The organism is Xanthomonas sp. LMC-A-07 (assembly GCF_030208825.1).
Classification (GTDB): Bacteria; Pseudomonadota; Gammaproteobacteria; order Xanthomonadales; family Xanthomonadaceae; genus Xanthomonas; species Xanthomonas campestris.
In genome coordinates, this window is the sequence record NZ_JARVTF010000001.1 from 71,715 (window position 1) to 97,663 (window position 25,949).

The following is a 25,949-nucleotide window of genomic DNA, read 5'->3' on the forward strand; positions in this document are numbered from 1 at the left end:
GGTTAGGCGCGTTTTGTGCACCTCACGCAGCGTCGGCATACCACGCGGCGGTGAGGATTGGGTCGCCGACGGCGTTGGCGGTGAGTGCGGCCAGGCCGTGGTCGGGCAGGGCAGGGTGGCGTTGGCGGGCCTGTTCCAGGATTTCGCGAGCCAGCACTGCCATGCGCGCGATGTTGGCGTGGATGCGCGCGGCAAATGCCTCGTCGTCTAGGGTGTCGTGCAGTGCGCCGTTGAGTTCATTGAACCAGCCGATCAGGTATTGATCGAGCAGGCGGCCGTCACCGGTAACCGTGCCCAGCGCGGTGTTGTGCTGGCCCCAGTCATGCAGCACGCGCTGCATGGCCAGATTCATGTCGCGCGCATAGAAGAAGTCCGCCTTCATGCGCGCCAGCAGGCCCAGGTCGGCGATGCGCCCGCTGCAGAACAGTGGCGCCAGCAACGACCAGTAATAGGTGTAGTCCCAGATCACCTTGACCGGCATCACCTGTGCATCGCCGAACAAGGCGTACTGGTCCTGATACAGGCTCAAGGTGTTTTCGTAGAACGAGAAGTACAGCTGCTCGTAAAGCTCCACGTAGGGACTGAGCGAGCGGCCGGCGCGGTCGCGGCCGATCAGTTCGCAGATGTAGGTGTTGGAGATGGCGATGAAGTCGCTGCCAGGCGAATAGAACGGGTCCAGAAACACGCCCGCCTCGCCGGTGAGCGCCCAGCGCTGGGTGGAAAACACTTGCTTGCAGCCGTAGGAGAAGTTGCGCAGGAACAGGAAGTCCTGCAGCCGGTAATCGGTCTGGTCCAGGGTGGCGGCAACCTGCGGCTGATGCGTGCGCAGCCAGGCCATCGCCTTGTCATGGGTGTTCATGGTTTCCAGCGGATGCATCGCCGCATCGCAGACGATGCCCAGCGAATGCGCACCGGACGACAGCGGAATCAGCCAGAACCAGTAACCCGGCCCGCACATGTGATTGGTCGAACGCCAGCGGTCCGGCGGCGTGCAGCGCTGCAGCCAGCTGCTGTCCTGCGACCAGGCATTGGGGTCGATCAGTCCTTCCACTCGCCACCACACCGCGTTGGCGTCGTGCGCGTTGTCCTGCGCCAGGCCCAACTTACGCTTGAGTAATCCTGCGCGGCCGCTGGCATCCACCACCCAGCGCGCGTTGAGCGTGCCGGCTTCGCCGCCGCGTTCGTAGCGCACGCTGTGGTCGCTGGCATCGTCATCGCTCAGGTCCACGCCCTTGACGCTGCAGCTATCCAGAAACGCGATGCCTTGCGCGCGCGCGCGCTCGCCGAGGAAGTTCTCGAAGCGGCCGCGGTCGATCTGCCATGACGGCGTCGGCAGGATCTTGCTGACGCCCAGTTCGGTGCAGCGGTCGATGTCGTCGCGCTTGTCGGAGAAGAAGAAGCGGAAACCGAACTTGCGGATCTGCTCGGCTTCCAGATGTTCGCGCAGGCCGAGCACATCGGCGAAGTAATGCGCGCCAATTTCCACGGTCGATTCGCCGACCTTGAAGGCCGCCTCGCGCACCGGGTGCGCGCGGCGTTCCAGCACGGTGATGGCCAGTGCCGGATCGCGTTGCCGCAACTGCAGCGCCAGGCTCAGGCCGGCCAGGCCACCGCCGGTGATCACGACATCTGCGCGTTGTGCACTCATGTGGATGGATTGCTCTTGGTGACCGCGGGCACAGTAGCAAATTCGCCGTCCGGGTCGTCAATCAGCACCGGGTGGGCGCGCACGCGGCGGTATTCGCGCCAGACGTGGCCGTAGGCCCACACCTGTTTGACCACATGCGAGGTGATGTTCCACAGATCGCGGACCAGCCGGAAATGGCTCTTACGGAAGGTGCCGGGCGAGGTGCCCGCGTACCGGGTTTCGATCGGCACCGCGACCACGCGCGCACCGGCCTGGCGCGCGGCGGAGATCAGCAATTGTGCTTCGAACACGAAGCCTTCGCCGGGCACGTTGGGCAGGGTGAACACCGAGGCCGGATACAGGCGCTGGCCGCTCTGGCTGTCGACCAGGCGGAAGCCGCAGGCCCAGGCGATGCCCCAGTCGCCGAAGTCGTTGCCGATGCGGCGGATGGTGGGCTGGGTGGCCCGCTTGCGCATGCGCGCGCCCACGATCACCGCGCCCGGGTGGCGGTTCGCTGCAGCCAGCAGGCGCGGGAAATCGGCCGCCTTGTGCTGGCCGTCGCCGTCCATCGTCATCACCGCGCGCATGCCTTGCCGCTGGGCTTCGGCAAAGCCGCTGCGCAACGCGGCACCCTTGCCCATGCGCTGCGGGTGGCGGATCAGGGTGACCGGCAAATCGGCGATGCAATCGGCGGTGCCGTCATCGGAGCCGTCGTCGATCACGATCACCTGCGAGCAATAGGTCAGCGCGTCGTTGACCACTTCGCGGATGCGCAGCGACTCGTTCAAGGCCGGCACCAGGATGGCGGTGTCGTCGCGGCTCAGCGGGATGCGGCTCATGGCTGCACCTCCACCTGCAGCACGCGCCCCGGGCCGGCGTACAGCGCGGTGTGGGTGCTGCCTGCGGCCAGTGCGTCGAACAGCGGCAGCATCGGCGCCATGGCGTTGGCGGCCATGTGGCGCGCCAGCGGGCCATCGCCCGGCGTGGGCACGCCGTCGTCGAAGCGAAGTGCCAGCTGCGGCTTGCCGGCCTGGCCGGGCGCACCCAGCACCAGTGCGGCGCCAAGCAGGCCTTCGCTGGGCGACACCCGCCCCAGCGGCCCGATCGAGCGCGCGTCGTAGCCCACCAGCAACACCGCATCGGCGCCGGCGCCCAGCTGCATCAGCGCCTCCAGCAGGCCCTGCGCGAAGCTGCCGGCGCCGGCGCTGAGCGCGGTGGTCGGGGTCATCGCCCCGGCACCGATGGTCCAGTAACCGGCGGCGGCGTTGTGCACCGAGTTGTGGAACTTGGTCGGCGAGATGGCCGTTGGGTCGCTGGCCAGGGTGGTGCACATGTAGTCGGTGATCGCCAGATCGCCGTGGGTGGAGGTGAACACAGATGGCAGCATGGTGGGGTCGCGGCCCGCGGCGTGGCAGGCGGCCAGCGCGGCGTCCAGCGACACCGCCACGGTGTCCGGCGCGCGCCGGCGCTCGTTGGGGGCCAGCAACTGGGGGGACGGACGGGCCGGGGTGTCCTGCAGGTCAGCGCCATGCGCGAATGCGACCGCGGCATCCCAGGTGGGCAGGCCCTGGGTCCAGAAACCGATGCCTTCGATGGTGGCCGCCAACATCAGCGTGCCTGCCCGAACAGCAGCGAGCAGTTGTTGCCGCCGAAGCCAAAGGAGTTGTTCATTGCGTACTGAATCCGGGAATGGGCGTTATCGAAGCGGATCTGCGGGCCGCAGGCGGAGTCGGGCACCGCACTGTTGAGCGTGCCCGGCAGCAGGCCGTCGCGCAGCGCGAGCAGCGCAATCACCGACTCCACGATGCCGGCCGCGCCCAGCGTGTGGCCCATCCAGGCCTTGGTCGAACTGGCATGCAGGGTGTCGGGGAAGATCGCCGCCACCGCGGCCGCCTCGACGCTGTCGTTGGCCGGCGTGGCGGTGCCATGCAGGTTGAGATAGCCCACCGCCGCGGCATCCAGCCCGGCGGTGTCCAGCGCGCCACGCATCGCCAACTGCGCGCCCAGGCCCTGCGGGTGCGGGGCGGACATGTGGTGGGCATCGCTGGATTCGCCATAGCCGTACAGCCACTGCGCGGCGTCCGGGGCGGCGGCGGGGCGTTCGAGCAAGGCAAAGCCGCCGGCCTCGCCCAGGCTCAGGCCGACCCGGCGTGCGTCGAACGGCTGGCACAGCTGTGGTGCCACCACCTGCAACGAGTTGAAGCCGAACAACACGCTGCCGCACAAGGTGTCCACGCCGCCGACCAGGGCCGCATCGACCACGCCGGCCGCCATCAACCGCGCCGCCTGGGCGAACACCTTGGCGCTGGACGAACATGCCGTGGCCACGGTGATCGCCGGCCCGCGCAGGCCGGTGGCGTGCTGCACGAAATCGCCAAGCGAATGCGGGGTGTGCACGATCGGGCGCTGCAGGTCGTCCGGGAAGCGCAGGCCGTGGGCGTCTTCGACCAGGCGCGTGTAGGCCTCTTCGCTGGCGCCCACGCTGGAGGTGGACGTGCCCATCACCACCGCCACGCGCTCGGCGCCATAGCGCTGCGCGGCGGCCTGCACGGCGGCGGCCATGCCGTCCTGTTGTAGGGCCAGCCAGGCCAGCTGGTTGTTGCGGCAGTCCCAGCCTTGCAGCGCGTCTGGTAGCACCACGTCTTCTACGCCGGCAACCCGGCCGATCCAGCATTCCAGCGGCTGCGGGCCGAAATCGTTGCGGCGCATGCCGCTGCGGCGCTCGCGCAGCGCGCTGGCCTGGGCGTCCAATCCGGCGCCGAGCGCAGTAGTGGCGGTGAAGGCAGTGATGGCGACCGGGGCCATCTGGGACGAACGATGCGCTTGGCTCACGGTGGTCTGGCTGGCAAAAAGTGACCGCAGTATATCGGTGGCGGGTAGACCACCCGTCGATGGCGCAACTGAACGTGACGGTCATGTGGCTGACGCGACTGGGATTTTCCGCGCGTGCCGCGCTTTCGCCATGGCCGCAATTGGGACACAATCCTGCGACCCACATCACCTAGAGCGCGACCACGCGCGCATGCACGCCTACGTCTATAAAAGCCAACGCAAGCAGGACACGTTCGTCTATCTCGCCACGCGTGACGATTTCTCCGTGATTCCCGCCGACGTGCAGGCGCGGTTGGCGCCGTTCGCGTTCGTGCTGGACGTGGCGTTGACGCCGGAGCGCCGCCTGGCGCAGGCCGACGTGGACACCGTGCGCGCGGCGCTGGCCAGCCACGGCTTCTATCTGCAATTGCCGAAGACGGTGGTGCTGGCGGGCGAGTGCGACTATGACTGAGCCGCAGCGAGCCGTGCGGCTGCGCGCTGCGGGGCTGGCCGCTGCGGCCGGCGTGGTGCTCACCCTGCTCGGCGGCATGGGCGGCGTTGTTGCCGCGCTGGCACTGTGGCTGGCGCAACCGGCCTTTGCGCTGGCGGTGTCGTGGCTGCGCGGCACCCGCGCATTGCCGTCCCACCCCCGCGCACTGCTGCCAGGCCTGCCGCCTTTGCTGACGCTGTGGGGCGTTGGGCTGCTCGCCCTCGGCGCGCTGATTACCTGGCCGCTGACCGCCCTGCGCGACAGCGGCAGCCTGGCCGCCGCGCTGGCGCTCAGTGTGGCGGTGAGCGCCGCGTTGCTCGGGCTGTGGCGTACCTGGCCGCTGTGGGGTGAGGTGGAACGCGACGGCGGCCCGCTGACGCCACGCTGGCATGCATTGGCCACGCAGGAACTGCACGCCTGGCGCGGCCTGTTGGTCGCGGCCCTGGTGCTGGCGGTGTGCGGGCTGGGCGTGGCGCTGGCATGGCCGGGCGGTCTGTCCGGCGGGCTGCGTTGGGGCCTGGCGGTCGCCGCGAGTGTGTTGCTGCCGGCTGCCCACCTGCTGCTGCAGCGCACCGTGCCGCCGGCGCGCACCGAGACGCTGGCGCCCCGCCAGGCCGCGGATTTCTTCTCCGAAGCCGCGGCCGAACCCGGCCCGCTGGAACCGGTGGCCCAGCATCAGCTGGTGCCGGAGCTGTATGAAGCCGCCCGCGGCGGGCGCGTGGATCGGGCGCTGCAACTGCTCGAGGCCGGCGCCGACCCGCAGGCGCTGCCGCTGCCGGAATGGCGCGATCAACGCAGCCTGCCGGCGCTGGCTGCCGTGCTGCCTGACCTGCGCCTGCTGCGCGAACTGATCACCCGGCGCGTGGACGTCAACCAGCCGCACCGCGGCATGACCCCGCTGCTGGCGGCCACCCGCGACAGCTGGCATGGCCGCCCGGATGCGGTGATGACGCTGCTGGCCAACGGCGCCGACCCGCGCGCCACCGACAACGATGGCAACACGCCGCTGCACCACGCGGTGCGCAGTTCCGACCCCGGCGTGGCCGCGCTGCTGCGCGATGCCGCCGCCGAACTGGATGCGCTGAATAACGAAGGCCACTCGCCGCTGGCAATGGCCTGCCAGGTCGGCAATTGGCGCCTGGCCAAGTTCCTGCTGGAACGCGGCGCGCAGTCCGAGCCGGCCGGTGGTGCGCCGGTGTTGCTGGCGGCCGCAGGGACCGAGGAAGACGACCCGGCCGGCGTCCAACTGCTGCTCAAGCACAAGGCGCGCGTGGATGCGCGCGACCGCCAGCGCCGCAGTGCGCTGCACGAAGCCGCGTTGGCCGGGCACGGCGACATCGTCGAGGCGTTGCTGGCGGCCGGCGCGAATCTGGAAGCGCGCGACCTGCTCGGCCGCACGCCGTGGCTGGATGCCGCCCGCCAGGCCCGCAGCGCGGTGCTGGAGCGGCTGGTGGCGCGCAAGACCGACGTGCTGGCGATCGATGGCGACGGCCGCAATGCGGTGATGCTGGCGTGCGCCGCCGACACCGTGTCGCCAGCGCTGATCCGCCGCCTGCTGGAGCTGGACGTCCCCGCCGATGCGCAGGACATGCACGGCCGCCGCGCCGTAGACGTGGCCGCCGAAGCGGGCCGTTGGGCGATCGTGCGCCTGCTCGATCCGGCTTATCCGCTGCCCTCGGCGGTGAGTGACGCGCACGGCGACGGTGTCGGTCCCACCACGCAGCTACCGGACCGCCCGCCGCTGGTGCTGTTGCGCGAAGGCCTGCAGCTGGGCCAGCGCGATGGCCTGGTTGCACTGGCGCGGCTGTGCGGCCCGGAAGAACTGGGCGGCCTGCTGCACGACGCGCACCTGGCCCTGAATGCCGACGCGGTCGACTGGCTGCTGCGCCACGGGGCCGATGCCGAGGTGCGCGATGCCTGCGGTGACGTGCCGATGTTCGCGCTGCTCTCGCGTGGCGTCGAAGCGATACCGGCGCTGCAGGTGTTGCTGCGCCACGGCGTCTCGCCGGCCGGTGCCGGCGGGCTGACCCGCCTGCTCAGCGCCTGCGTGCAGCACGACGCGGCCTCGCGCGGGCTGGAACAGTTCGCGCTGGAATTGCTGGAACGCGGCGCCGACCCGTTCGCGCCGTCGGCCGCTGGCGACCCGCCGCTGTCGCTGGCGGTGCGCCTGGGTTGGTTGCGCCTGCAGCAGTGGCTGCTCGAACACGGCGTGGACCGCGAAGCGCGCGACAGCCACGGCATGACCGCGCTGCATCTGGCCACCGCGCTGGGCCGCGAGGCCTCGCTCAAATTGCTGGTCAAGCAAGGCGCCTCGCCGGAAGCGCGCGCCGCCGACGGGCAGACCCCGCTGGGCGTGGCGTTGTCGATCGGCCGGCGCGATCTGGCCGATTGGCTGGACTGGCGCATCTGGTCGCTGCCACGCCGCACGCTGCGCGAGGCCGATGTGCCGGCCGCGGCGATGACCGGCGATACCGATGCGGTGCGGCGCCTGATCGACCTCGGCCTGCCGGTGGATGCGGTGGACGCGCAGGGCTGCACCGCACTGCTGCGTGCAGCCGGCAGCGGCCATCTGGCCGTGGTGACCCATCTGCTCGGCCGTGGCGCGGACCCGCAGCGTGCCGCCAACAGCGGCGCCACGCCATTGTCGGCGGCGGTGAGCATGCGCCAGACCCAGATCGTGGCGGCGCTGCTGGCGGCCGGCGCGCAGATCGAACACCGCCTGCCCGGTGGCGTCACCGTGCTGATGCTGGCCTGTGCGCTGGGCCTGCCGGACATCGTGGCGCGCCTGCTCGCCGCCGGCGCCGACGTGCATGCCAACGACGACCAGGGCCTGGCGGCGCTGCATTGTGCCGCGCTGTACGGTTTCACCGCGCGCGACAAGATCCGTCTGCTGGCGCTGCTGGACACCTTGCTGCTGGCCGGCGCCGACCCGGATTACCTGGCCGGCGGGCGGGTCAGCCCGCTGCTGATGTTGCTGGGCGCGCGCGCTGAACCTGGCACCGCCTGCGACGAGCAGGTTGTACTGGCCGGTGTGGAGCGCCTGCTCGACGAAGACGTGGCGCTGGATGTGGCCGATCAGCGCGGCTTCGGCCCGCTGCATCTGGCGGCCCTGCATGGGCTGCCCCTGCTGGTGCAGCGCCTGTTGCGTGCCGGCGCCGATTCGGACCGCCGCGACGCGCTCAACCGCACCCCGCGCGAGATTGCGATCATGCGCGGCTTCATCGACGTGGCGGGCCAGTTCGAACCGGCGTTGCCGGGGGTGTCGTCGATGGCGCGCTTCCTGCGCGAAGGCCGCTGAGCCAGCGCGCCTCCGCGCCGCTGCGGGTGCTGTTCGTGTGCAGCCGCAATCGGCTGCGCAGCCCTACCGCCGAGCACGTCTTCGCGCAGTGGCCGAATGTGCTCACGCAATCGGCCGGGCTGGCGCCCGATGCAGAGCAACCGGTCACGCCCGAGCTGCTGCACGACAGCGACTTGGTGCTGGTGATGGAGCGCCGCCATCTGCAGCTGTTGCGCCGGCGCTTCGCTGCGCACCTGCGGCACTGCCGTGTGGCCTGCCTGCAGATTCCCGACGACTACACCTACATGCAGCCGGAACTGATCCGCCGGCTGGAACACACGGTGCCACCACTGCTGCGTTTGCCGGCGCATTCGTAACCCGATCCCGACACCTCGCGTGCAACACTGAGGCTTGACTCGCACGAAGGAAGCGCCCACCCGATGAGCGTCCGTATCGAGGACCACGCCATGCTGGGCAATTGCCACAGCGCGGCCCTGGTCGACCACTGCGGCACCATCGACTGGCTGTGCCTGCCACGCTTCGATTCCGATGCAGTCTTCGCCTCGCTGCTGGGCATGCCGGAACACGGCCAATGGGCGCTGGCGCCGGCCGCCGATTTCCGCAGCGAGCGCGCCTACGAAGACGACAGCCTGGTGCTGCGCACCCGGCTCATCACCGACACCGGCACGGTGGAACTGGTCGACTTCATGGTGGCCAGCGACGACGGCGAGGTGCATCAGCATCTGGTGCGCATGGTGCGTTGCGTGCAGGGCGAAGTGCCCATGCACATGCGCCTGACCTTCCGCTTCAATTACGGCCGCACGGTGCCGTGGGTGACCAGCATCGATGGCGGCATTCGCGCCATTGCCGGTCCGGATCAGCTGGCACTGCGCACGCCGCAGACGCTGCAAGGCAAGGACCTGGGCACCGAAACCGACTTCACCCTGCGCGAGGGCGAGAGCACCTGGTTTCTGCTCAGTCACGGCCTGTCGCACCAGACCGTGCCGCCGGCCATCGACCCGGATGAAGCCCTGCAGCGCACCACCGCGTTCTGGCACGGCTGGGCGCGGCGGTGCACCGATGTAGGCCCGTGGACGCAGCAGGTGAAGCGATCGCTGGTGGTGCTGAAGGGGCTGAGTTATCTGCCCACCGGCGGCATTGTCGCCGCGCCCACTGCCTCGCTGCCCGAACACCTGGGCGGCACGCGGAATTGGGATTACCGCTATTGCTGGCTGCGCGATTCGGTGTTCACCCTGATCGCGTTGTTGCAGGCCGGCTACCGCGATGAAGCCTCGGCATTTCGCGATTGGGTGCAACGGGCCATCGCCGGTTCGCCGGATCAGCTGCAGGCGCTGTACGGCATCGCTGGCGAGCGTCGCTTGCAGGAATGGGAAGCGCATTGGTTGCCTGGCTACGAAGGCTCGACGCCGGTGCGGATCGGCAACGGCGCGGTAGACCAGTTTCAGCTCGATGTCTATGGCGAACTGATCGGCGCGTTTCACTACGCGCGCGAAAAAGGCGTCCCGCCGCCGGCCGATGACGACGGTTCTTCGGCCTCGTTGCTAGAGCATTTCCTGGAAATGCTCGAAGACCTGTGGCGCACACCCGACGAAGGCATCTGGGAAGTGCGCGACGAACGCCGCCACTTCGTGCATTCCAAGGTCATGGCGTGGCTGGCCTTCGATTGCGGCTGCCGCGACGGCATCACCAATGCCAGCGCCGAAAAACGCGCGCATTGGGGCCGTATCGCCGAGGAGATCCGCACCGAGGTGCTGGAAAAAGGCGTGCACCCGGATGGGTATTTCGTGCAGAGCTACGGCTCGGATCGGCTGGATGCGTCGTTATTGCTGATTCCCATCGTCGGCTTCCTGCCGCCGGATGATCCGCGCATTGCCGCCACCGCCGACGCCATCGCGCGCGACCTCACCATCGATGGCCTGGTCGAACGCTATCGCGCCGACGACAGTGCCGATGGCCTGCCGGCCGGCGAGGGCACCTTCATCGCCTGCAGTTTCTGGCTGGTGGAAAACTACGCCTTGCTCGGCCGCACCGAGCAGGCGCGCGCATTGCTCGAGCGCCTGCTCGGGCTGTGCAACGACGTGGGCCTGCTCGCCGAAGAGTACGACCCGCGTGGCAAACGCATGCTTGGCAACTTCCCGCAAGGGTATTCCCACGTGGCCCTGGTCAATGCGGCATTGCGCCTGCATGGACGCATGGGCGAGAAGGAGACGCATCCATGAGTGAGCAAGTGACCACCCCGCCGTGCATCATCGTGGTGTTCGGTGCGCGCGGTGATCTGACCCGGCGCTTGGTGATGCCGGCGCTGTACAACCTGCGCCGCGCCGGTGCACTTGGCGATGAATTCGCCATTGTCGGCATGGACCACGGCGACATCACCGAGCGTGCCTGGCGCACCAACATGGGCAAGGCGATGACCGAGCTGCTGAGCAGCCGCGATGCCGAGTTCCAGGCCGATGGATTCGATACCGATACCTGGGACTGGTTGCGCGAGCGCATGCATTACGTGCGCGGCGACTTCACCGACCTGCGTGCCTATCAGTCGCTGGACGGCGTGCTGGAAAAACTGCACAAGCGCTATGGCACCCGCGGAAATGTGCTGTTCTATCTCGCCACCGCTGCGCGCTTCTTCGAGCCGGTGCTGCTGAATCTGGGCGAGGCGGGGCTGGTCAAGCAGCGCGAGGGCGCCGGCTGGCGCCGGGTGATCGTGGAAAAGCCGTTCGGCCACGACCTACCCAGTGCCAAGCATCTCAATGCCACCGTTGCGCGCGTGCTGCACGAAGACCAGGTGTTCCGCATCGACCATTTCCTGGGCAAGGAAACCGTGCAGAACATCCTGGCGTTCCGCTTCGCCAATGGCCTGTTCGAGCCGGTGTGGAACCGCGACCGCATCGACCATGTGCAGATCACCGCCGCCGAAACCATCGGTGTGGAAGGGCGCGGGCGTTTCTACGATCCCACCGGCTGCCTGCGCGACATGGTGCCCAACCATCTGTTCCAGTTGCTGGCGATGATTGCGATGGAGCCGCCGGCCGCGTTCACCACCGAGGCGATGCATCGCCGCCGCGCCGAAGTGATCGAAGCGGTGCGCCCGATCAAACCTGAAGACGTGGTGCGCGGGCAGTACGCGTCCGGTGCGGTCAATCGCAGCGCCGTGCCGGGATACCGCGAAGAAGACACCGTACCGGACGAGTCGGAAACCGAAACCTTCGTGGCGATGAAGTTGCAGGTCGACACCTGGCGCTGGGCCGGCGTGCCGTTCTATCTGCGCACCGGCAAGCGCCTGCGCGAACGCACCACCGAGATTGCGATCCGCTTCAAGCCCGCACCGCTGGCGCCATTTCGTAGCACCGAAGTGGGTGGCTACGGCCCCGACTGGCTGGTGTTGCATATCCAGCCCGATGAAGGCATCTCGCTGCAGTTCGACGTCAAGCGCCCGGGTGCGCAAGTGGCGTTGGCGCCGGTGCGGATGGACTTCCGCTACCGCGACTGGTTCCCGAAGGAATACACCGTTGGCTACGAGCGTCTGCTGCAGGACTGCATGAATGGCGAGGCCGGCCTGTTCCAGGATGCAGCGATGGTGGAAGGCGCGTGGCGCATCGTGCAGCCGATCCTGGATGCGTGGAAGCAACCGCCCAGCGACTTTCCCAATTACGCGGCTGGCAGTGCCGGCCCGTCGGCGGCCGATGCGTTGCTGGCGATGAATGGCGGGCACGCCTGGCGTGCGCTCACCCCGGGCCGCAAACCGCCGCCGCGTCGCCCGCCTGAGGCACGTGCGGGTGCGGCGGCACCGGCGAAGAAGAGCGCCAAGAAGGCGGTCAAAAAGGCTGCGAAAAAAGTCGCCAAGGTGCCTGCCAAGCGCAGCGCTGCGGCGGCGGGTAAATCTGCAGCGGCGGCGTCGCCGAGCAAGGCGGCAAGCAAGGCGGTCACCAAGCGCGCTACCAAAAAGGCGACGAAGTCGGTAACCAAAGCTGTCAAAAAGAGCGCTTCGTAGAGACGCGGAAAGAGTGCGTAGGAGCGCGCTTGCGCGCGATGAGGCTTGATCGGGAATGCCTCATCGCGCGCGAGCGCGCTCCTACGTTGATGTGACTATCAACAGGCGTTCTTCGTTCTTGGTCCGCGGCGGCTTTGATGTTTTCTTTGAAGGTGCTCTGGAACAGAGGGATCATCTTTCGTGCGTATGGACTGACAGACATCCGGTAACGCCGCATCGCGCGCAAGCGCGCTCCTACGGGCTTCTCTCAACTGCGACTAAGTGCGCGTGATCGCATGTGCCGATGCGTGTCTTACCGCTCGGGCGTAACCGGTGCAGGCTCCGGATCCACTTCGGCCTTGACGTCGGCTTCGAACAGATGCATCAGGTCTTCGCGTGCATCGCGCGAGGTCTGGATCACCTTGGCCTCGTCGTCGTAGACCAGATGCTGGCGGCGCAGCAGGTCTTCGTCGTGGTGGCGGAAGCGTGTGACGTGCTCCTGCGCGTCGGCCTCGCCAAGCCCCAGCGAGGTCAATACGCGCCCGCCCAGCTCCAGGCTGGAAGCGAACACTTCGCGGAACGGCTCGGCACCCAGGTCCATCAGTTTCCAGGCGTGCTGGCGGTTGCGCGCACGCGCCAGCACCGTGGCGTTCGGGTACAGGCGGCGGATCAGCCGCACCGTCTTGATGTTGGTGTCCGGGTCGTCCACCGCGATCACAAAGACCTTGATGCGCTCGGCACCGGCGGCGCGCAGCAGCTCCGGGCGGGTCGGGTCGCCGTAGTACAGCTGGCTGCCGAAGCGGCGTAGATCCTCCACCGTGTCCGGGTTGTGTTCCAGCGCCACGAACGGCACGTGCCGCGCGGTGAGCAGGCGCGCGATCACCTGGCCGAAGCGGCCCATGCCGGCGATCAGCACCTTGGGCGTCTGCGTGTCGATGGTGTCGTAGGGGCGCTCGGATTTGGGCACCTTGATGCGCAGCGGGCCATTGAGCACACGCTGGATGCCGAGCAGCAACAGCGGCGTCAGCGCCATCGAAACACCCACGATGGCGACCAGGCGGTCGTGGTTGGCGGCGTCCAGCAGGCCGACGCGATCAGCCTCGTTGAAGACTACAAATGCGAATTCGCCGCCCAGCCACAACACGCCACCCAGCATCAGGCTGCTGCGCAGCGGCAGCTTCGCCACGGTGCCGATCCCCACCAGCAGCGCGAACTTGACCAGCAGCAAGATGCCCACGCCGGCGGCGATCAACCACGGTTCGGACACCACCCGGTCCAGATCGATGCCCATGCCCACCGAAATGAAGAACAGCCCAAGCAGCAAGCCTTCGAACGGCTCGATCTGCGATTCGAGCTCGTGGCGGAATTCCGAATCCGCTAGCAGCACGCCGGCGATGAAGGCGCCCAGGCTGGCGCTCAGGCCGGCCTCCTGCATGATCCAGGCAGTGCCCAGCACCACCAGCAAGGCGCTGGCGGTGAACACCTCGGGCATGCGCGTGCGCGCCACCACATTGAATAGATACCGCAGCACGAAGCGGCCGCACAGGATGACCAGCGTCAACGCCACCAGCGCCTTGGCCACGTCCTGCCAATCCAGCGTGGCGTTTTTGCTGCCGCCCAGCAGCGGAATGGCGGCCAGCAGCGGGATGGCGATCAAGTCCTGAAACAGCAGGATGGCGAAGGCCAGTCGTCCGTAATCGCTGCCCAGCGCCTTGCGTTCGGCCAGTAGCTGCAGGCCCACCGCAGTGGACGACAGCGCCAGCGCCACGCCGACGATGAGCGAGGTTTTCCAGCCCAGTTGCCCGGCCATCAGCAGGCCGCCCAGGATCAGCGCGGTCATCACCACCTGGGTGGTGCCGGCGCCGAACACCGAATGGCGCATCACCTTCAGCCGTGCCGGCGACAGCTCCAGCCCGATCACGAACAGCAACATCACCACACCGATCTCGGCCGCGCCGCTGATGCGTTCGGCATCCTGCACCACGCCCACGCCATCGGGCCCGAGCACCACGCCGGCAACCAGGTACGCCAGCACCGCACCCAGGCCGAAGCGCTTGAACACCGGCACGGCCACGATCGCCGCCAGCATCAGGACCAAGGCCAGTTCGAGGCCGCCGCTATGCATGTTGCACTCTCCGTTGAGGTGCGCATTATGCCGCGCAAGGCAGGCAGCCGGCTTGCATGCCTGTGCCGGGGCCGCTGGGGGCGGCCGTCACGCATGAGCCTCGACCCCGCCCTCAGACAATGGCGGCCGAGTGCTCTTGTTGCGTGCGGTGGAAGCGGAGTGTGCCCGTCTCCCCCAAACCCCGGCACGACGACGCAAGCCTCCGCGCGCCATCCGCACGCGTGCAACGCGCTGACCTCCGCTGCGCATGGCAGCAGCCAACCCGACAGTCAACGCACAACGGACGTCGGCTGTCGGTTTAGCGAGGAGACGCGGAGCTAGGAGCAAAACAGTGTTCAGCGCGCTGCGATGGCGGCAACGCGCTCGCGCCAGGCTCAGTGGCTCTTGAGCAGGAAGCGACGATCCAGCGGCTGCAGTGGGCGCGCGTTGAACGGGTACACGCGCTCGAACGCGTTGATCTGTTCCCTGGACACCTGCACCGGCTGACTCAAGACCACCCAGTCCACCGTTTCGCTGCAAGGCGGGGTGGTCAGCGAGCCTTCGTAGCGGTAGAAGCTGCGCTGAGTGGCGGGCGGGAGAAAATCGCTGGCGCGCACGAGTGCATCGGCCACCTGCCGGGTCTGGTTCTTGTCGCTCGGCATGGCGTCGAGCACGCGCTGGAAGGCCGGATTGGCCTTGCCGGTCTCGAAGAAGATCGCCAGCACGCCGAGCGTTCCGTCCGGGCCCTGGTGCACGATGTGCGCCTCCATCGGGAAGCGCCGGCCATTCAACAGGTGCTCGCTGGGATGATGGAAATGCAGCTGCAGGGCATCGTACTGCTTGCCGCCGACCCGCATCGTGCCGCCGGCGTGTAGATCCAGCTGGATGGAGTGGCCGGTGTTGCGCACCACCAGCGGCACTGCGCCGTAGTCCAGTTGCAGCTTGCCCAGCGTGGCGTCGATCGCGTCCTTCAGATCGATGGGACTGTTCTGCTGCCCATTGCCGCACAGCGCATTTTCCTTGGCCAGTTCGGCCCAGTGCTCGGCGCCCTCCGGGCCGGTGTAGCCCCACTCGTGCCCGTCATGCTGGGTGGTTTCGTGCGCGTGCACTGGCGTGGCGTCGGGCAACACGGTCTGCGCCATCGCCACCGTGCCCCAACCAGCGGCAACGCATAGGCAGACCGGGCTGACGCGGTGTAACAAAAACGACTTGAAAGACGGCATGAAAGGTTCCTGGCAAAGCAGCGGAGTGGCGTGAATGCGATGGCCGGTGCGGCTCCCGCAAACGCTGTGCGGGAACGGCAATGCCGGGAAGCGAACTGTACCGATTGCCGTGCCGCACAGCACAGGTTTGCGACAGCCGGTTCACTGCGGCCGATCAGCGCGTGCGCATCTATGTGCAGGATGCAACGGCAACCGATGGCAACGCTGCGCCTTGCCGCTACGCGTGCCTCGTCCCTGCGTGCGCGCCGTAGCAGGATCTGTGCGTGTCGCAATTTTGTTGCAGGCGAAACGCCGCTGCCAATCGTCGCGACGCGTGACAACGCCGGCCGCGCACAGCACGCGATTGCCCTGCCAAACGCGCACTTAAGCGCGGCGCACGCGAGGCATTGACCAGGCGGACACATGCGCGCAGACTGCGCCGCGCACCGACCGGAGCATCCGCTCGGCCGCACTTACGGAGCTCACTCTCATGTCCAGCGACAGTCACCCTAGACCCGGGTCGATGACCCAGCTGACGAGCGCCTGAGGCTTCAGGTTCGCCGGCTGTCATCGACGACGGTCGTCACCAGGCGAACCCCCATGTACAACGAAACCCTGCGCCTTGCCCAAGGCGTCGATGCATTGACCGCACCCCTGGCCGAACTCAACACGGCCGATGCGGTGGAATATCTCAACACCCTCGACCGCGACGATGCCGCGCATCTGCTGGCGGTGTTGCCGCAGCCGCGTGCGGTGAAGCTGCTCGAACAACCCGAGCTGCGCGATGCCAGTGCGCTGGTTGCGCAGCTGCCGGCCGAGCATGCCGCCGTGCTGCTCGGGCAGATGGCCGACGACCGCGCCACCGACATCTTCCACGGCCTGGACGCCGATCAACGCGAGCCGCTGTTGTGGCGGCTCAGCGCCGAAGCGCGGCTGTCGATCCAGGCCTTGATGCGCTATCCGCCCAACACCGCCGGTGCGCTGATGACCACCGAGTTTGTGGCGGTGCCGTCGGACTGGACGGTGGGGCGCACCTTGCAGCACATCCGCGATGTGGAGCGCAGCCGCGAGACCGTGTATGCGATCTATCTGCTGGATCCACACACGCGTGTGCTGCAGCAGGTGGTGACCATGCGCCGGTTGATCACCGGCGCGGCCGAGGCACCGATCCTGGAGGTGGCGCAGGTCAATCCGCCGGTCACCGTAGACCCGGCCCTGGATCAGGAAGAAGTGGCGCGGCTGATCCGCCGCCATGACCTGCTGGCGATTCCGGTGGTGGATGCCTGCGGCCACGTGCTGGGCATCGTCACCGTGGACGATGTGCTGGATGCGTTGATCGCCGAATCCACCGAAGACGTGCACAAGTTCGGCGGCATGGAAGCGCTGGACAAGCCGTACATGCAGATCGGCTTCGGGCAGATGATCAAGAAGCGCGCCGGCTGGCTGAGCGTGTTGTTTCTGGGCGAAATGCTCACCGCCAGCGCCATGCAGCACTTCGAGGACGAGCTGTCCAAGGCGGTGGTGCTGACCTTGTTCATTCCGTTGATCATGAGCTCGGGCGGCAACTCCGGCTCGCAGGCCACCTCGCTGCTGATCCGCTCGCTGGCATTGCGCGAAATCCGCCTGCGCGACTGGTGGAAGGTGGCGCTGCGCGAGTTGCCCACCGGGCTCACGCTGGGCGCCATTCTGGGCGTGCTGGCGATCGTGCGCATCGCCATCTGGCAGAACGCCGGCCTGTACGACTACGGCCCGCACTGGCAGATGGTGGCGCTCACCATCGGCGCGGCACTGGTGGGCATCGTCACCTTCGGCTCCTTGTCCGGCTCGATGCTGCCGTTCGTGTTGCAACGCTTCGGCTTCGATCCCGCCAGTGCCTCGGCGCCGTTCGTTGCAACGTTGGTGGATGTCACCGGCTTGGTGATCTATTTCAGCATTGCGGCGGCCATCTTGAGTGGAACGTTGTTGTAGGCTTTGCCAACACGACCGATAAGGAGATCGCGATGGGCAACAAGGCGCTGCGGTATGTACTTGGGGCGAGTGCATTGCTGGTCGCCATGTCGCAGCCAGGATGGGCCGAACAGGCCCATCCACCGGCCTGTGCCTATGATCGCGCCGCCATGCTGGCGCTGGATGAGAACGCCTTCGACCAAGACATGCAGGGCGGCTGGCGCACCATCGCCGACCGCCCCGGTTGCACCGTGGCGGCAGCCGATCTGCTGCGCGAGTATCGCCTGGCGCATGCGATCACTGGCGGGATAATGACCTGGCACGAAGGCCAGATGCGTGCAGACGCTGGTCAAACGGCACAGGCGATCGCCTTGTTCGAAAAGTCTTACAAGCCAGCCGCCGAGGATCTCGCCGGCTGGAATCTGTATGTGGATGCGATGCTCGCGTTCCTCAAACGCGACCGCGCCGGCCTTGATGCCGCACGTGCGCGGCTTGCGATGGTGCCCTATCCGCAGGCCAAGGATATGCCGCCGCTGCAGGATGGCTATATGGTTTTTCCCGCCGAGAAGGGCCGAGCTGAGATGAAGGTGCGCTGGCCACCAAACCTGGATGTCGTCGATGGCCTGATCAAATGCTACGACGAACCCTATTCGGTGGCTTACGGCGCCCAGCGTTGCCGCACATCGACCTCGACACTTTCAAAGTAGGCAGGCATCGACAGGGCGGCAGGCATGACGACGGTGCAGCCAGTGGTGCACTGACCAGCCAAAAAAAATCACCAACTCGAACAGTCTTCGGCGAAAACGATCGACGATTGTCGACGACGGCCATGCCGCGAGACGGGTGCGCCAAGTCCCTGCCCGCAGGGAGCACGCACACCGGTCGGCCGCCCCGCCATCTTGCGTTCGCCAACCTTGCCGCATGCCCTCGCACGCCAGTGCGTGTACCGTAGCGCGATGGTTTCCGCATCTTCTGCACGATGAGTACGTATCACCTGCAACAGGTGTTCCGCCCCACCACCGTCGCGGTGGTGGGCGGCAGCCCGCGCGAGCGCTCGGCCGGGCGCGCGGTGGTGCGCAATCTGCGTGCGGCCGGGTTTCCCGGGCAAATCGGCTGGGTCAGCCCGCGCTATACCGAAATCGACGGCGTGCGCACGGTGGCGCGGTTGACCGACCTGCCCTGGGTGCCGGACCTGGTGGTGATCACCGCGCCGGCACGCATCGTGCCGCGCATTGTCTCCATCGCCGCGCGGCGTGGTGTGGCAGCGGCCATCATTCTCACTGCCGGCCTGGGCAGTGGTGCCGGCTCGCCGGCCGCGCGCGTGGAAGCAGCGGCGCGGGCCAAGGGCATGCGCATCCTCGGCCCGCACTGTTTGGGCGTGATCGCCCCGCATGCGCGGCTCAACGCCAGCATCGCCGCGCATTGCCCGCAGGCCGGCGACCTGGCGCTGATTTCCGAATCCAGCGCCATTGCCGCGGCGCTGGTGGAGTGGGGCGTGGCGCGCTCGGTGGGGTTTTCGGCGGTGGTCTCGCTGGGCGACACGCTGGACGTGGATTTCGGCGATCTGCTGGATTACTTCGCCACCGACTACCGCACCCGCGCGATCCTGCTGTATGTCGAACGCATTGGCGATGCGCGCAAGTTCATGTCGGCGGCGCGTGCCGCCGCGCGCGCCAAGCCGGTGGTGGTGGTCAAGTCCGGGCGGCAGTTCCGCATTGATCCCAATGCCGACACCCACGCGCAGGCGCTGGCCGGCTCGGATGCGGTGTATGGCGCCGCGTTCGCACGGGCCGGGCTGTTGCGGGTGGGGGCGCTGGACGAACTGTTCGCCGCGGCCGAAACGCTGGGCCGTCTGGGCAGTTTTCCGGGCCGTCGGCTGGCGATCTTGAGCAATGGCGGCGGGGTGGGGCAGTTGGCAATGGACCAGCTGTTGCTGCGCGGCGGCACCCTGGCCGAGTTGTCGGCCAAGACGCTGGAGCGGCTGGATCAATCGCTGCCCGAAGGCTGGTCGCGCAGCAATCCGGTGGACATCATTGTCGACGCCGATGGCGAGCGCTATGCGGCCGCGATCGAAGCATTGCTGGACGACTCCGAGAACGACGCCTTGTTGGTGGTCAACGTGCCCACCGCCTTCACCTCCTCGGCCGATGCGGCCAAGGCACTGACCCGCGCGCTGGAACAGCGCAGCCGCTATCAGCGCGAAAAGCCGGTGTTTGCGGTGTGGCTGGGCCAGGACGACGCCGCGATTGCCGCGCTCAACGCCGCGCGCGTGCCCACCTATGCCACCGAGTCGGACGCGGTGCGCGGCTTCACCCACCTGGTGCGCTACCGCGAGGCGCAGGCCGCCTTGATGGAAACCCCGCCCAGCCTGCCGGAAGATTTCGTGGTCGATGCCGGCATCGGCCGAGCGGTGGTCAACGAAGCGCTGGCCGCCGGCAGGCGCTGGCTGGATCCGGTCGCCACCAACCGCCTGCTGGCCGCCTACGGCATCCCGATCGTGCCGGTGCAGGTGGCCGCCACCGCCAACGAGGCCGCGCTGCTGGCCGACCCGTTGCTGGCAATGGGGCGCACAGTCACCTTGAAGGTGCTCTCCAGCGAGATTGCACACAAGTCGGACGTGGACGGCGTGCGCCTGAACCTGTCCAGCGTGGCGGCAGTGCGCGAGGCGGCGGCCGGCATCCTGGCGCGTGCCCGCGCCGCGCACCCCAATGCGCTGATCGAGGGCGTGATCGTGCAGCCCACTGTGCTGCGGCCCAAGGCGCGCGAGCTGATCGCCGGCATTGCCGATGACCCGGTGTTCGGCCCGGCCATCGTGTTCGGCCGTGGCGGCACGGCGGTGGAGGTGATCAACGACCGCGAGCTGGCGCTGCCGCCGCTGGACCTGCGCCTGGCCCACGAACTGATCGGCCGCACCCGCGTTTCACGCATCCTCAAGGCCTACCGCGACGTGCCGGCCGCCGACGAGCGCGCGGTGGCGCTGGTGCTGGTCAAGCTGGCGCAGCTGGCCGCCGACATCCCCGAAATCACCGCGCTGGACATCAACCCGCTGCTGGCCGACCGCGAAGGCGTGATTGCGCTGGATGCGCGCGTGGCGGTGGCGCCGGTGCGCAAGCTGCACAAGGGCCGCGGCCATCCGCGGTTTGCGATCTTCCCGTACCCCAAGGAATGGGAGCGCCGCATCGCGCTGGGCGATGGCGCGCACGCGCTGGTGCGCCCGGTGCGTCCCGAGGACGACGCCCTGTTCCGCGCGTTCTTCGCCCGGGTCACCGACGAAGACCTGCGGCTGCGCTTCTTCCAGTCGGTCAAGCATTTCAGCCACGAATTCATTGCGCGGCTGACCCAGCTGGACTACGCGCGCTCGATCGCACTGGTGGCCATCGACCCCAAGACCGGCGACATGCTCGGCGCGGTGCGCCTGCATGCCGACGCCGATTACGCGCGCGGCGAATACGGCATCCTGATCCGCTCCGACCTCAAGGGCCACGGCATCGGCTGGCAGCTGATGCGCATCATGATCGAGTACGCGCGGTGGCTGGGCCTGAAACTGATCGAAGGCCAGGTGCTGCGCGAGAACCGCACCATGCTGGCGATGTGCCAGAGCCTGGGCTTCGGCGTGCGCCCGGATCCGGACGACCCGACCCTGATGGCGGTGACACTCCCTATAATGGGCGAGCCACGCCCGGCCTGACTCCCCGTCACGCCGCGGTCCCCCATCCTCCACCGCATGCCGGACCGGCCAGGCCTTGCCCTGGTGTCGCCGTCCGGCTGTCGTCTCGGCCCGCCTGGGAGTGTCAATGTTTCGCGATTTCAGAATGTCGTTTTTGGTCACTGCGATCTGCCTGGGCCTGGCCGCCTGGTGGGGTCACACCTCGTCGATGGGCATCTGGCAGGCGTTATGGCTGTGCCTGGTGCTGAGCGTGCTGGAGGTGTCGCTGTCGTTCGACAACGCGGTGGTCAACGCCGGTGTGCTCAAGCACATGAACGAGTTCTGGCGGAAGCTGTTCCTCACCGTGGGCATCCTGATCGCCGTGTTCGGCATGCGCCTGGTGTTCCCGATCGTGATTGTGTCGGTGGCCACCGGCATGGGCCTGGTGCCGGTGATGCAGATGGCGCTGAAGGAGCCGGACCGCTACAGCCAGGTGCTGACCGACCACTACCCGTCCATTGCCGCCTTCGGTGGCATGTTCCTGCTGCTGGTGTTTTTGAACTTCCTGTTCGACCAGGACCGCAAGCTGCACTGGCTCGGCCCGGTGGAGCGGCTGGTCGGCAAGCTGGGCAAGGCCGATGCGATGTCGGTGATCGTGGCGGTCTCGGTGCTGCTGGGCACCAAGCTGTTCCTGCCCGATGCGGTGTTCCAGAGCGTGCTGTTCGCCGGGCTGGGCGGCATCTTGCTGTACCTGCTGGTGGGCAGTGTGGATGCCTTGTTCGAGGCCGAAGAGAGCGAAGACGGCAGCATGGGCCCGGCCAAGCGCTCAGGCATTGCCGCCTTCCTGTACCTGGAAGTGCTGGACGCCTCGTTCTCGTTCGACGGCGTGATCGGCGCCTTCGCCATCACCCGCGACGTGGTGATCATCATGCTGGGCCTGGCGATCGGCGCGATGTTCGTGCGCTCGATGACCGTCTACCTGGTGCACAAGGGCACCCTGGACGAGTTCGTGTTCCTGGAGCACGGCGCGCATTACGCCATTGGCGTGCTGGCGATCATCATGCTGGTGGGTACCGTCTACCACGTGCCGGAAGTGCTGACCGGCCTGATCGGCGTGGCCTTCATCGCCGCCTCGGTGTGGTCGTCGATCCGCTACCGCAAGCGCCACCACATCGGCCCGACCGAGATCTGATCCCGCCACGGGCCGCGCTCTGCTTAAGAGCGGCTACGGAGCGCCTTCGTGGCTGTCGGATGGGTGCTGCTGACGGACCGGCGCCGCTCCTTCTGTGACTTGGCTGCAAGGCCCTTGCCCGCCCACCATCGCGGGACACGCTGCAAGTACGTCCTTGTAAGCTCTTACGCGGCATCCATGCCGCGTAAGGTCCCGCGACAGTGGGCGGGCAAGGACCAGTCGAGCTGGTCGGTGTGCATGTTTTCAACAAAGCCACCTACAAACTGTCTGGTGCGGTGTCCTCGCCGCTTGCGGGACCGTGTGGCGGCATGGATGCCGCCACCGAGCCCCCAGGGACGGGTTCACGGCGTGTCCCGCGAGCGGCGAGGGCATCGCGCCCTCGACCGCAACGCCCGGGAGAAGTCCGCTTCCCACCATGGATGCAGCAGCGGTTGCCGGGGCCAGAGCAGTCGCGCCAAGCCTGCGGTGACGCTTGACATAGCCACACCCAACTGTGACCAGCTTCAGCATCGGCCTGTGCCGCAGCTGACCTAACCGAACCCAACCAGTCGGCAAAACCGCCGCTCCAGGCCTTGACTGCGCACTCGGATTGGGCAGTTGGGCGCGCCGAAACGACCGTTCGTCAGACGACGCTTTGCGCCACAAGGGTTTGCGGGTTTTTCCCACATTATGTGTTGACCCCTCGGGAGCACCCCACTATCTTGGGGGAGTCGGTGGTTGGCCGCCCCAAGCGGCCGGACCTGAAAGAGCACAATCAGCGGGCATCCCGCGATTGATGAGCCTCCTCGCCGCAGCCGCAATCGGTTTCATTCAGTCATCCAGGGCAGTGCCGTGGAGCGAACTGCGTGGGGCCGGTGCGCTGCGGTTGTTTCGCCACCGACCACCACGCGACAGCACACCGCGCGGTGGCGGCCGTGGAATCTCCGGTGAGGAGATGGCGGGTGAGGGCGATGTCGCCGCGGACCACAGGTCTTGCGTGCTGCGCGCCTTGCACTGCCATCGCTGTCCAGGGACTCCGGATCCGGCCGCACCCCGTCCCCAGGCGGGTCCGTGTGCCTACGCATGGAGGACGCATGACCACCAACGACACCCTTGCCGCGATCGCCGCCGGTACCCTTGCACCCACCAGCGCTCCCGCCAGTGTGACCGTGCCCAGCCCCGCACACCCGGAGTTGAGTGACCCGTCGGACGTCGTGCCGCCCCCCCGCCAAGCCATTGCAATGCACGCACAGACCATCGAAGAACAAACCGTCTCCACCTGGATCACCAAGGAAGCCGGCAACCGCAAGATCCCGTTCGAGCCGGCGCGCCTGGAGCGCGCCATCGACCAGATCCATGCCGAATTCCCGCAGCTGGACGTGGGCGACTACAAGCGCTCGGTGTTCGGCTTCGTCGAGCGCAAGGACAGTGTCAACGCCGACGACCTGGTCGACCACCTGATCCGCGAGGCCGAGGCCCGCGTCGATCTGACCACCCCGGAGTGGGAGCACTTCGCTGCGCGTCTGTACCTGCGCCGCCTGTACAAGCGCGCCAGCCGCAACCGCTTCTACGACGCCGGCCAGAAGTACGGCTCGTTCGTGGGCCTGCAGGAAAGCCTGGCCGACCGTAACGTCTATTCCAACGACATCCTCAAGAGCTATTCCAAGGAAGAGCTCATCGAGGCGGGCAAGATGATCGCGCCCGAGCGCGACACGCTGTTCGCCTACAACGGCCTGTACCTGCTGGCCACCCGTTACCTGGCCACCGACAACTCACGCGGCGTGTTCGAGCTGCCGCAGGAGCGCTGGCTGACCATCGCCCTGTACCTGATGCAGGACGAGAAGCCGCGCGAGCGCCGCATGCAGCTGGTGGGCGAGGCCTACTGGGCGTTGTCCAACCTGTACATGACCGTGGCAACCCCGACGCTGGCCAATGCCGGCAAGGTCGGCGGGCAGCTGTCGAGCTGCTTCATCGACACCGTCGACGACAGCCTGCAGGGCATCTACGACTCCAACACCGACGTGGCGCGCGTGTCCAAGCACGGTGGCGGCGTGGGTGCGTACCTGGGCTATGTGCGTTCGTCCGGCTCGGCGATCCGCGGCGTGTCCAATTCGTCCGGCGGCGTGGTGCCGTGGATCAAGCAGCTCAACAACACCGCCGTGTCGGTGGATCAGCTGGGCCAGCGCAAGGGCGCCATCGCGGTCTACCTGGACATCTTCCACCGCGACATCGAATCGTTCCTGGATCTGCGCCTGAACAACGGCGACCAGCGTCTGCGCGCGCACGACGTGTTCACCTCGGTGTGCATCCCGGACCTGTTCATGGAAGCGGTCGAGCGCCGCGGCGACTGGTACCTGTTCGATCCGCATGAAGTCAAGCGCATCAAGGGCTGGTACCTGCAGGACTTCTATGACGAAAAGAAGGGCGACGCCAACAGCAGCTTCCGCAAGAAGTACGAGGAAGTGGTTGCCGACGAGCGCATCACCCGCAAGACCGTCAAGGCGATCGAGATCTTCAAGCGGATCATGGTCAGCCAGCTGGAAACCGGCAACCCGTTCATGTTCTACCGCGATGAAGTCAATCGCAAGAATCCGAACAAGCACGAAGGCATGGTCTATTCGTCCAACCTGTGCACCGAGATCCTGCAGAACATGAGCCCCACGCGGATGATGCAGGAAATCATCAGCGGCAATCAGATCGTCACCACCAAGAAGGCGGGCGACTTCGTGGTGTGCAACCTGTCCTCGATCAACCTGGGCCGCGCGATCACCGTGCAGGCCGACCAGGCCGATCTGCTGGGTGCCGACGTGCTGGAGCGGTTGATCCCGATCCAGGTGCGCATGCTCGACAACGTGATCGATCTGAATCAGTTGCCGGTGCCGCAGGCCACCATCACCAACCAGAAGTACCGCGCCATCGGCCTGGGCACCTTCGGCTGGCATCACCTGCTTGCGCAGAAGGCCATCCACTGGAATGCCAAGGAAGCCGAGGACTACAGCGACGAGCTGTACGAGCGCATCAACTACCTGACCGTCCAGGCGAGCATGGAGCTGGCCAAGGAAAAGGGTACCTACAGCGTGTTCCGCGGCAGCGACTGGCACACCGGTGAGTACTTCCGTGCGCGCGATTACAACAGCCCGCAGTGGCTGGAGCTGTCCGCGCAGGTGGCGGTCAACGGCGTGCGCAACGCCTGGATGCTGGCCGTGGCGCCGAATATGAGCACCGCGCAGATCGCCGGCTCCACCGCGTCGATCGACCCGATCTACAGCGCGTTCTACTACGAAGAAAAGAAGGACTTCCGTCGCCCGGTGGCCGCGCCCGGCCTGTCGCTGGACACCTGGCCGTACTACGAAAAGGGTGCCTACAAGGTCGACCAGTTCGCTAGCGTGCGCCAGAACGCGCGTCGCCAGCGCCACATCGACCAGTCGATCAGCTTCAACTTCTATGTGCCCAGCACCATCCGTGCGAGCACGTTGCTGGATCTGCACATGACCGCCTGGCGTGAAGGCTTGAAGACCACGTACTACGTGCGTTCCAACGATATCGATATCAGTGAATGTGAGTGGTGTTCGAGCTAAGCGCATTCGCGCTTAGCTCCCACGGTTCGCCCTGCGAACTGCGGGCCCCGGCTCATTAGCATCCACACCCCTGCGCCTTCGGCGCGCCCCCCTGACTCAGGGGGG

At 67.2% G+C, this 25,949-nt stretch carries 16 protein-coding genes and 1 pseudogene; 11 read left to right on the top strand and 6 right to left on the bottom strand.

All coding sequences use genetic code 11. The features are described 5' to 3' along the window. Positions 1-22: 22 nt before the first annotated feature. From QRM89_RS00280 to QRM89_RS00295, 4 genes are read right to left on the bottom strand one after another with little or no spacing between them, the layout of a single operon-like run. Positions 23-1,648: a tryptophan 7-halogenase gene (locus QRM89_RS00280; protein ID WP_223647280.1), complete on the bottom strand. Its 1,626-nt coding sequence runs from the start codon at positions 1,646-1,648 to the stop codon at positions 23-25. After that, a complete protein-coding gene (locus QRM89_RS00285; RefSeq protein ID WP_011270074.1) occupies positions 1,645-2,466 on the bottom strand; it encodes a glycosyltransferase family 2 protein in 822 nt (273 codons plus the stop codon). Before QRM89_RS00285 ends, QRM89_RS00280 begins: the two co-directional genes overlap by 4 nt. Beyond that, positions 2,463-3,236, bottom strand: a complete 774-nt coding sequence (locus QRM89_RS00290) for a beta-ketoacyl synthase chain length factor (protein WP_285447022.1) — start codon at positions 3,234-3,236, stop codon at positions 2,463-2,465. The genes QRM89_RS00285 and QRM89_RS00290 overlap by 4 nt, the downstream gene beginning before the upstream one ends. Beyond that, on the bottom strand, positions 3,236-4,432 hold the full coding sequence (locus QRM89_RS00295; RefSeq protein ID WP_285447023.1) for a beta-ketoacyl-[acyl-carrier-protein] synthase family protein: 1,197 nt from the start codon (positions 4,430-4,432) through the stop codon (positions 3,236-3,238). The genes QRM89_RS00290 and QRM89_RS00295 overlap by 1 nt, the downstream gene beginning before the upstream one ends. Positions 4,433-4,649: 217 nt before the next feature. On the opposite strand from QRM89_RS00295, the gene QRM89_RS00300 reads away from it, so the two are divergent. The 5 genes from QRM89_RS00300 to zwf all read left to right on the top strand — a co-directional run bounded on the left by QRM89_RS00300 (position 4,650) and on the right by zwf (position 12,217). Then, positions 4,650-4,910 (top strand): YcgL domain-containing protein, encoded by a 261-nt coding sequence (locus QRM89_RS00300; RefSeq protein ID WP_114999532.1) that lies wholly within the window; start codon positions 4,650-4,652, stop codon positions 4,908-4,910. Further along, complete coding sequence (locus QRM89_RS00305) at positions 4,903-8,226, top strand: ankyrin repeat domain-containing protein (protein WP_285447024.1); 3,324 nt, start codon at positions 4,903-4,905, stop codon at positions 8,224-8,226. Before QRM89_RS00300 ends, QRM89_RS00305 begins: the two co-directional genes overlap by 8 nt. A 26-nt stretch (positions 8,227-8,252) precedes the next feature. Beyond that, positions 8,253-8,582, top strand: a complete 330-nt coding sequence (locus tag QRM89_RS00310; protein WP_014506165.1) for a phosphatase — start codon at positions 8,253-8,255, stop codon at positions 8,580-8,582. Between the two features lie 63 nt (positions 8,583-8,645). Beyond that, the gene (locus QRM89_RS00315) at positions 8,646-10,445 is read left to right on the top strand and encodes a glycoside hydrolase family 15 protein (protein WP_285447025.1); all 1,800 of its coding nucleotides are present in this window, start codon (positions 8,646-8,648) and stop codon (positions 10,443-10,445) included. Next, positions 10,442-12,217: a glucose-6-phosphate dehydrogenase gene (zwf, locus tag QRM89_RS00320; protein WP_285447026.1), complete on the top strand. Its 1,776-nt coding sequence runs from the start codon at positions 10,442-10,444 to the stop codon at positions 12,215-12,217. The genes QRM89_RS00315 and zwf overlap by 4 nt, the downstream gene beginning before the upstream one ends. Positions 12,218-12,509: 292 nt before the next feature. Here zwf and QRM89_RS00325 read toward each other — a convergent pair whose 3' ends face one another. Together QRM89_RS00325 and QRM89_RS00330 are read right to left on the bottom strand one after the other, a co-directional pair. Continuing rightward, positions 12,510-14,321, bottom strand: a complete 1,812-nt coding sequence (locus QRM89_RS00325; protein ID WP_076057184.1) for a monovalent cation:proton antiporter-2 (CPA2) family protein — start codon at positions 14,319-14,321, stop codon at positions 12,510-12,512. A 374-nt stretch (positions 14,322-14,695) separates the two neighbouring features. Further along, positions 14,696-15,523: a carbonic anhydrase family protein gene (locus QRM89_RS00330; RefSeq protein ID WP_285447027.1), complete on the bottom strand. Its 828-nt coding sequence runs from the start codon at positions 15,521-15,523 to the stop codon at positions 14,696-14,698. Positions 15,524-16,102: 579 nt separating this feature from the next. Here QRM89_RS00330 and mgtE point away from each other — a divergent pair. The 6 genes and pseudogenes from mgtE to QRM89_RS00355 all read left to right on the top strand — a co-directional run bounded on the left by mgtE (position 16,103) and on the right by QRM89_RS00355 (position 25,844). Beyond that, positions 16,103-17,470, top strand: coding sequence for a magnesium transporter (gene mgtE / locus QRM89_RS00335; RefSeq protein ID WP_285447028.1), 1,368 nt, complete (start codon positions 16,103-16,105; stop codon positions 17,468-17,470). A 32-nt stretch (positions 17,471-17,502) separates the two neighbouring features. Further along, positions 17,503-18,156 (top strand): hypothetical protein, encoded by a 654-nt coding sequence (locus tag QRM89_RS00340; RefSeq protein ID WP_076057181.1) that lies wholly within the window; start codon positions 17,503-17,505, stop codon positions 18,154-18,156. A 272-nt stretch (positions 18,157-18,428) separates the two neighbouring features. After that, on the top strand, positions 18,429-21,137 hold the full coding sequence (locus tag QRM89_RS00345; RefSeq protein WP_119960926.1) for a bifunctional acetate--CoA ligase family protein/GNAT family N-acetyltransferase: 2,709 nt from the start codon (positions 18,429-18,431) through the stop codon (positions 21,135-21,137). 106 nt (positions 21,138-21,243) lie between these two features. Beyond that, positions 21,244-22,287: a DUF475 domain-containing protein gene (locus QRM89_RS00350; RefSeq protein ID WP_011039058.1), complete on the top strand. Its 1,044-nt coding sequence runs from the start codon at positions 21,244-21,246 to the stop codon at positions 22,285-22,287. Positions 22,288-22,427: 140 nt separating this feature from the next. Continuing rightward, positions 22,428-22,671: pseudogene (locus tag QRM89_RS21340) on the top strand (hypothetical protein); the annotation flags it as partial. A 689-nt stretch (positions 22,672-23,360) separates the two neighbouring features. Next, positions 23,361-25,844 (top strand): ribonucleoside-diphosphate reductase subunit alpha, encoded by a 2,484-nt coding sequence (locus QRM89_RS00355; protein ID WP_011039057.1) that lies wholly within the window; start codon positions 23,361-23,363, stop codon positions 25,842-25,844. Positions 25,845-25,949: the final 105 nt, after the last annotated feature.

Coding starts and splice junctions, on each gene's coding strand:
- QRM89_RS00300 (WP_114999532.1), top strand. CDS start 4,650: ATGCACGCCTACGTCTATAAAAGCCAACGCAAGCAGGACACGTTCGTC.
- zwf (WP_285447026.1), top strand. CDS start 10,442: ATGAGTGAGCAAGTGACCACCCCGCCGTGCATCATCGTGGTGTTCGGT.
- QRM89_RS00280 (WP_223647280.1), bottom strand. CDS start 1,648: ATGAGTGCACAACGCGCAGATGTCGTGATCACCGGCGGTGGCCTGGCC.
- QRM89_RS00345 (WP_119960926.1), top strand. CDS start 18,429: ATGAGTACGTATCACCTGCAACAGGTGTTCCGCCCCACCACCGTCGCG.
- QRM89_RS00305 (WP_285447024.1), top strand. CDS start 4,903: ATGACTGAGCCGCAGCGAGCCGTGCGGCTGCGCGCTGCGGGGCTGGCC.
- QRM89_RS00325 (WP_076057184.1), bottom strand. CDS start 14,321: ATGCATAGCGGCGGCCTCGAACTGGCCTTGGTCCTGATGCTGGCGGCG.
- QRM89_RS00355 (WP_011039057.1), top strand. CDS start 23,361: ATGACCACCAACGACACCCTTGCCGCGATCGCCGCCGGTACCCTTGCA.
- QRM89_RS00340 (WP_076057181.1), top strand. CDS start 17,503: ATGGGCAACAAGGCGCTGCGGTATGTACTTGGGGCGAGTGCATTGCTG.
- QRM89_RS00295 (WP_285447023.1), bottom strand. CDS start 4,432: ATGGCCCCGGTCGCCATCACTGCCTTCACCGCCACTACTGCGCTCGGC.
- QRM89_RS00315 (WP_285447025.1), top strand. CDS start 8,646: ATGAGCGTCCGTATCGAGGACCACGCCATGCTGGGCAATTGCCACAGC.
- QRM89_RS00285 (WP_011270074.1), bottom strand. CDS start 2,466: ATGAGCCGCATCCCGCTGAGCCGCGACGACACCGCCATCCTGGTGCCG.
- QRM89_RS00290 (WP_285447022.1), bottom strand. CDS start 3,236: ATGTTGGCGGCCACCATCGAAGGCATCGGTTTCTGGACCCAGGGCCTG.
- QRM89_RS00330 (WP_285447027.1), bottom strand. CDS start 15,523: ATGCCGTCTTTCAAGTCGTTTTTGTTACACCGCGTCAGCCCGGTCTGC.
- QRM89_RS00350 (WP_011039058.1), top strand. CDS start 21,244: ATGTTTCGCGATTTCAGAATGTCGTTTTTGGTCACTGCGATCTGCCTG.
- mgtE (WP_285447028.1), top strand. CDS start 16,103: ATGTACAACGAAACCCTGCGCCTTGCCCAAGGCGTCGATGCATTGACC.